Origin of the sequence: Streptomyces sp. NPDC000348 (assembly GCF_042898795.1) — a bacterium.
In the GTDB taxonomy this organism is placed as follows: Bacteria; Actinomycetota; Actinomycetes; order Streptomycetales; family Streptomycetaceae; genus Streptomyces.
On the sequence record NZ_JBIAZD010000001.1, the window covers coordinates 340716 to 346907 of the forward strand.

General features: G+C 71.8%; 7 protein-coding genes. 4 read left to right on the top strand and 3 right to left on the bottom strand.

All coding sequences use genetic code 11. From position 1 onward, the window contains the following. Positions 1-87: 87 nt before the first annotated feature. Entirely contained in the window at positions 88-1176 is a 1089-nt protein-coding gene (ychF, locus tag ACFY3N_RS01635; protein WP_390814634.1) for a redox-regulated ATPase YchF, read from the bottom strand. Between the two features lie 182 nt (positions 1177-1358). On the opposite strand from ychF, the gene ACFY3N_RS01640 reads away from it, so the two are divergent. Further along, complete coding sequence (locus ACFY3N_RS01640; protein WP_390814635.1) at positions 1359-1961, top strand: DUF6542 domain-containing protein; 603 nt, start codon at positions 1359-1361, stop codon at positions 1959-1961. On the opposite strand, the gene ppgK is transcribed toward ACFY3N_RS01640, so the two are convergent. Together ppgK and ACFY3N_RS01650 are read right to left on the bottom strand one after the other, a co-directional pair. Next, positions 1958-2704, bottom strand: a complete 747-nt coding sequence (ppgK, locus tag ACFY3N_RS01645; RefSeq protein ID WP_390814636.1) for a polyphosphate--glucose phosphotransferase — start codon at positions 2702-2704, stop codon at positions 1958-1960. The genes ACFY3N_RS01640 and ppgK overlap by 4 nt on opposite strands. Positions 2705-2774: 70 nt before the next feature. Next, entirely contained in the window at positions 2775-3794 is a 1020-nt protein-coding gene (locus tag ACFY3N_RS01650; RefSeq protein ID WP_390814637.1) for a 4-hydroxy-3-methylbut-2-enyl diphosphate reductase, read from the bottom strand. A 65-nt stretch (positions 3795-3859) separates the two neighbouring features. On the opposite strand from ACFY3N_RS01650, the gene xseA reads away from it, so the two are divergent. The 3 genes from xseA to ACFY3N_RS01665 all read left to right on the top strand — a co-directional run bounded on the left by xseA (position 3860) and on the right by ACFY3N_RS01665 (position 6051). Continuing rightward, on the top strand, positions 3860-5068 hold the full coding sequence (xseA, locus tag ACFY3N_RS01655) for an exodeoxyribonuclease VII large subunit (RefSeq protein WP_390814638.1): 1209 nt from the start codon (positions 3860-3862) through the stop codon (positions 5066-5068). Positions 5069-5077: 9 nt separating this feature from the next. After that, on the top strand, positions 5078-5329 hold the full coding sequence (locus tag ACFY3N_RS01660) for an exodeoxyribonuclease VII small subunit (protein ID WP_390814639.1): 252 nt from the start codon (positions 5078-5080) through the stop codon (positions 5327-5329). Positions 5330-5460: 131 nt separating this feature from the next. Further along, complete coding sequence (locus tag ACFY3N_RS01665) at positions 5461-6051, top strand: malonic semialdehyde reductase (RefSeq protein ID WP_390814640.1); 591 nt, start codon at positions 5461-5463, stop codon at positions 6049-6051. The last annotated feature ends 141 nt before the right edge of the window (positions 6052-6192 follow it).

Consider the following 6192-nt stretch of genomic DNA (forward strand, 5'->3'; position numbering starts at 1 on the left):
GGTCAACACCGCCGCGACGAAGGGGGCCGGCCCCGAATGGGTCGGCCCCCTGTGAGCTGTAGCTGTGCGTACGGCAGCGGGATCGCGTTACACGTTGAAGCGGAACTCCACCACGTCCCCGTCCTGCATGACGTAGTCCTTGCCCTCCATGCGGGCCTTGCCCTTGGCGCGGGCCTCGGCGACCGAGCCGGTTTCGACCAGGTCGTCGAAGGAGATGACCTCCGCCTTGATGAAGCCCTTCTGGAAGTCGGTGTGGATGACTCCGGCCGCCTCGGGGGCGGTGGCGCCCTTCTTGATGGTCCAGGCGCGGGACTCCTTCGGGCCGGCCGTGAGGTAGGTCTGCAGGCCGAGGGTGCGGAAGCCGACGTGGGCGAGGGTGGCGAGGCCGGGCTCGTCCTGGCCGACCGACTGGAGGAGCTCCAGCGCCTCGTCCTCGTCCAGCTCGGCGAGGTCCGCCTCCAGCTTGGCGTTGAGGAAGATCGCCTCGGCGGGGGCGACCAGGGCGCGCTGCTCGTCCTTGAAGCCCTCGTCGGTCAGCTCGTCCTCGTCGACGTTGAAGACGTAGAGGAAGGGCTTGGTGGTGAGGAGGTGCAGGTCGTGCAGGAGCTCGTTGCGCTCGGTGCCCTGGACGATGCCGTGCGCGAAGAGCGTGTCGCCCTTCTCCAGGATCTCCTTGGCCTCCTCGACCGCCTTGACCTTCGGCGCGATGTCCTTCTTGATCCGCGACTCCTTCTGCAGGCGCGGCAGGACCTTCTCGATGGTCTGGAGGTCGGCGAGGATCAGCTCGGTGTTGATCGTCTCGATGTCGTCCTTCGGTGAGACCTTGCCGTCGACGTGCACGACGTTCTCGTCCTTGAAGGCGCGGATGACCTGGCAGATCGCGTCGGACTCGCGGATGTTCGCCAGGAACTTGTTGCCGAGGCCCTCGCCCTCCGACGCGCCGCGCACGATGCCCGCGATGTCGACGAAGTCGACCGTGGCCGGCAGGACGCGCTGGGAGCCGAAGACCTCGGCCAGCTTGGTCAGCCGGGGGTCGGGGACGCCGACGACGCCGACGTTCGGCTCGATCGTGGCGAACGGGTAGTTGGCCGCCAGCACGTCGTTCTTGGTCAGGGCGTTGAACAGGGTCGACTTGCCGACATTCGGCAGACCGACGATTCCGATCGTGAGCGACACGTTGCGACTTCCCGTACGTGAGGATGGGGGCGAGGACCGGCCGACTGGGCTGCGTGGGCCGATCCACCAGTCTACGGCGTGCCCGCCCGCGCCCCGGCGGACCTGTCGAACGTCTGGCCGAGCTCCGATCCCCGGCGTGTCTGACAGGCTGTTCGGCACATAAAACGACCTACGTTGGTGCAGTGGAGCAACACAGGACACGACCCGCGCAGTACGGACGGTACGGACCGCGACGTGACGGGCCGGCCCGGCCGGCCGGACCGCCACTGCCTCCGCAGGCGGGACGGGCGACGGGGGGCGGGGCCGCACGGCCCACCCGGCCCGCCCGGGTGCCGGAGGGCCGGCCCGCTTCCCCGCCCACGGCCCGGCGGTTGCCCAACCCGCGGCTCACCGGGCTGGGCTCGGCCCTGTTCTGCGGGCTGGTGATGCTCGTCCTCGGTCTGCTGGCCGAGGCGCTGTTCGGGGCGTCGCAGACCGCGTACGGCGTGCTCTTCCTGCCGGTGTGCGTACTGACCGCGCTGTGGGTGCGCGAGGGGGACCTGCTCATCGCGCCCGTCGTGGTGCCGATCGCCTTCGCCGTGGGGCTGGTCCCGCTCGCCGACGAAGGCGGCGGCGGCACCGCCGACCGGCTGATGGGGATGGTGACGGGCCTGGCCACCCAGGCCGGGTGGCTCTACGGCGGGACGCTGGTCGCGGGGCTGATCGTGCTCGCCCGCAGGGTGCGCCGGGTCCGCGCGGCCAACCGGCGCGCGCGCGGACCCGTCCCGCCCGGCCGTAGGCCCTAGGCGCCCGTCGCCGCCCGCATCGCCGCGCCCACGATGCCCGCGTTGTTCTGCAGCTGGGCCGGGACGATCTCCGCCTTGATGCCCTGGATGCGGTCCAGGAACTTGTGGGACTTGCGGCTGACGCCGCCGCCGATGACGAACAGCTCGGGCGAGAACAGCATCTCCACGTGGGCCAGGTACTTCTGCACCCGGTGCGCCCAGTCCTCCCACGACAGGTCGTGGTCCTCCCGGGCCTTGCTGGAGGCCTGCTTCTCCGCGTCGTGGCCGTGCAGCTCCAGATGGCCCAGCTCGGTGTTGGGGACGAGGACGCCGTCCACGAACAGGGCGCTGCCGATGCCGGTGCCGAAGGTCAGCAGGATCACCGTGCCCCGGTGGTGGCGTCCGGCGCCGAAGTGCATCTCGGCGACGCCGGCCGCGTCCGCGTCGTTGACCACCGTCACCGGCAGGCCGCCCAGACGGTCGCCGAGCAGCACGCGCGCGTCGGTGTCGATCCAGCTCTTGTCGACGTTGGCCGCCGTACGGATCGTGGTGCCGCCGGTGACGACACCCGGGAAGGTGACCCCGACCGGTCCGGTCCAGCCGAAGTGGTCGACGACCTGCTTCACGCCGTCGGCCACCGCGTCGGGTGTGGCCGGGTGCGGGGTGAGGACCTTGCAGCGCTCCTGCGCCAGGTCCCCCTTGTCCAGGTCGACCGGGGCACCCTTGATCCCGGAACCGCCGATGTCCACGCCGAAGATGTGCATGGCCCTACGTTACGGCGTACGACGGACGGTCACGGAGCCGACCTCCGTGACCGTCACACCCGTTCCACCGTCACCGCGCGGAATCCACCCCGGAGCCGCCGCGCCCGGCCATCAGGGCCGCCGCCTCCTCGCGCAGGTCGCGGCGGAGCTCCTTGGGCAGCGAGAAGGTGATGGACTCCTCGGCGGCCTTGACGATCTCGACGTCCTCGAAGCCGCGCCGCGACAGCCATTCGAGCACCTGCTCGACGAGGACGTCCGGCACCGAGGCGCCCGAGGTGACGCCGACCGTGGTCACGCCCTCCAGCCACGCCTCGTCGATCTCGTCGGCGAAGTCGACCAGGTACGCCGCGCGGGCGCCGGCCAGCTTGGCGACCTCCACCAGCCGCTTGGAGTTGGAGGAGTTGCGCGAGCCGACCACGATCACCAGGTCCGCCTCGGCGCCCATCTGCTTGACCGCGAGCTGGCGGTTCTGCGTGGCGTAGCAGATGTCGTCGCTGGGCGGGGAGATCAGCTGGGGGAACTTCTCCTTGAGGGCGTCGACGGTCTCCATGGTCTCGTCGACGGAGAGGGTGGTCTGGGAGAGCCAGACCACCTTGGAGGGGTCGCGGACCTCGACCTTGGCCACGTCGCCCGGCCCGTCGACGAGCTGGATGTGGTCCGGGGCCTCACCGGAGGTGCCGATGACCTCCTCGTGGCCCTCGTGGCCGATCAGGAGGATGTCGTAGTCGTCGTTCGCGAAGCGGACGGCCTCCTTGTGGACCTTGGTGACCAGCGGGCAGGTGGCGTCGATGGTGGCGAGCCGGCCGCGCTCGGCCTCCTCGTGGACGACGGGGGCGACGCCGTGCGCGGAGAACATGACGATGTTGCCCGGGGGGACCTCGTCCGTCTGCTCGACGAAGATCGCACCCTTCTTCTCCAGGGTCTGCACGACGTATTTGTTGTGCACGATCTCGTGCCGGACGTAGACGGGGGCCCCGTACTGCTCGAGGGCCTTCTCGACGGCGATCACGGCGCGGTCCACACCCGCGCAGTAGCCACGGGGGGCGGCGAGCAGGACACGGCGGCCAGGCGAAGCGGTCATGCGTCCCATCGTAAGGCCGCGTACGGGGGCCCGGTCACGGTGCGTTGTCGGTGGGGCGCACTACTCTCGCGGACATGGCTCTGAACACGTCTGCGGAAGCGCCGCTGCCCGTCGGTGAGGTGTCGCGGCTCATCGGGGGGTGGATCGACCGGCTCGGCGCGGTGTGGGTCGAGGGGCAGATCACCCAGCTGTCGCGGCGGCCCGGCGCCGGGGTGGTGTTCCTGACGCTGCGCGACCCGTCGCACGACGTCTCGGTGGGCGTGACCTGCTACCGGCAGGTGTTCGACGCCGTCGCGGACGTGGTGGGCGAGGGCGCGCGGGTGGTGGTGCACTGCAAGCCGGAGTGGTACGCGCCGCGCGGGCAGCTGTCGCTCAGGGCCGCCGAGATCAGGCCGGTGGGGGTGGGTGAGCTGCTGGCGCGCCTCGAGCAGCTGAAGAAGTCGCTCGCGCGGGAGGGCCTGTTCGCGCCGGAGCGCAAGAAGCCGCTGCCGTTCCTGCCGCGGCTGATCGGGCTGGTGTGCGGGCGCGCCTCGGCGGCCGAGCGGGACGTGCTGGAGAACGCGCGGCACCGCTGGCCGGCCGTCCGCTTCGAGGTGCGCAACGTGCCCGTGCAGGGGGTGCACGCGGTGCCGCAGGTCGTCCAGGCCGTGAAGGAGCTGGACGCGGTCGACGAGGTGGATGTGATCGTCGTGGCGCGGGGCGGCGGCAGCGTGGAGGACCTGCTGCCGTTCTCCGACGAGCAGCTGGTGCGGGCGGTGGCGGCGTGCCGCACGCCGGTCGTCTCCGCGATCGGGCACGAGCCGGACAACCCGCTGCTGGACCACGTGGCCGACCTGCGCGCCTCCACGCCGACCGACGCCGCCAAGAAGGTGGTGCCGGACGTGGGCGAGGAGCACGAGCGGGTACGGATGCTGCGCGACCGCGCGCGGCGCCGCGTCGAGGCGCTGCTGGACCGGGAGGAGCGCGGGCTGGCCCATGCGCTGGCCCGGCCCTCGGTCCAGGCCCCGCAGCGGATGGTCGACGCCCGGGCGGAGGAGGTCACGGCGCTGCTGGAGCGGACCCGGCGCTCGCTGCGGCACCAGCTGGACCGGGCCGACTCCGAGCTGACGCACACGCACGCGCGCGTGGTGGCCCTGTCCCCCGCCGCGACGCTGAAGCGCGGGTACGCCGTGCTCCAGCGGGCGGACGGGCACGCGGTGCGGGATCCGGCCGAGGTGGAGGCCGGTGAGGCGTTGCGGGCGCGGGTGTCCGGGGGCGAGTTCACTGTCCGAGTCGATGCGTAGGGTGGACGGATGACCGGCAAGACGGAGCAGACGACGGCGGCGGCCGAGGCACTCGGGTACGAGCAGGCGAGGGACGAGCTGATCGAGGTCGTACGACGGCTGGAGACGGGCGGCACGACGCTGGAGGAGTCCCTCGCGCTCTGGGAGCGGGGCGAGGAGCTGGCCAAGGTGTGCCGGCGCCGGCTGGACGGGGCGCGGGCCCGGCTGGACGCGGCGCTCGCGGAGGAGGAGAGCGGGGCGGAGGAGGCCGGGGAGGCCTGAACCGTGAAGTAGATCACCAGGCTCCGCATTTAGTTGAGCGTTGAACTTCATAGGCGTACGGTCGGACCCGTCAACCGGTCCGCGGCTCCCGCGCGGAGAGACGGGCCGACGTACCCCGAGAAGGTTCACGCATGTCACTCGCCCTTGACCCCGCCGCCCAGGACCTGCTGTTCCGCGAGGCGCGCACCGCCAACACGTTCACCGACGAACCGGTGACCGACGAGCAGGTGCGGGCGATCTACGACCTGGTCAAGTACGGCCCCACCGCCATGAACCAGTCGCCGCTGCGCATCACGCTGGTCCGCTCCCCCGAGGCCCGTGAGCGCCTCGTCCGGCACATGGCCGAGGGCAACCGGCCCAAGACGGCCACGGCCCCGCTGGTCGCGATCCTGTCCGCGGACAACGAGTTCCACGAGGAGCTGCCGCAGCTCTTCCCGCACTTCCCGCAGGCCAAGGACGCCGTCTTCGGCGAGCGCCCGGTGCGGGAGAGCTCCGCCGCGATGAACGCCGCCCTCCAGGCCGCCTACTTCGTCGTCGGCGTGCGCGCCGCGGGCCTGGCCGCCGGCCCGATGACCGGCTTCGACTTCGAGGGCGTCCGCAAGGAGTTCCTCGACGACGACCACACCCCGCTGATGATCGTCAACATCGGCCGCCCCGGACCGGACGCGTGGTACCCGCGCTCCCCGCGTCTGGAGTACGAGCAGGTCGTCACGACCGTCTGAGCACCGGCACGGCGCACACGGGGCGGGGCCCCCCCCCCCGCCGCCCCCCACCCGCGGGGGGGCCCCCCCCCCGCGCCGGCAGGCCCGGAGCAGCCGCCCACCCCCCCACAGCCCCCCCAAGAACAGACCCCCGAGGCCGCC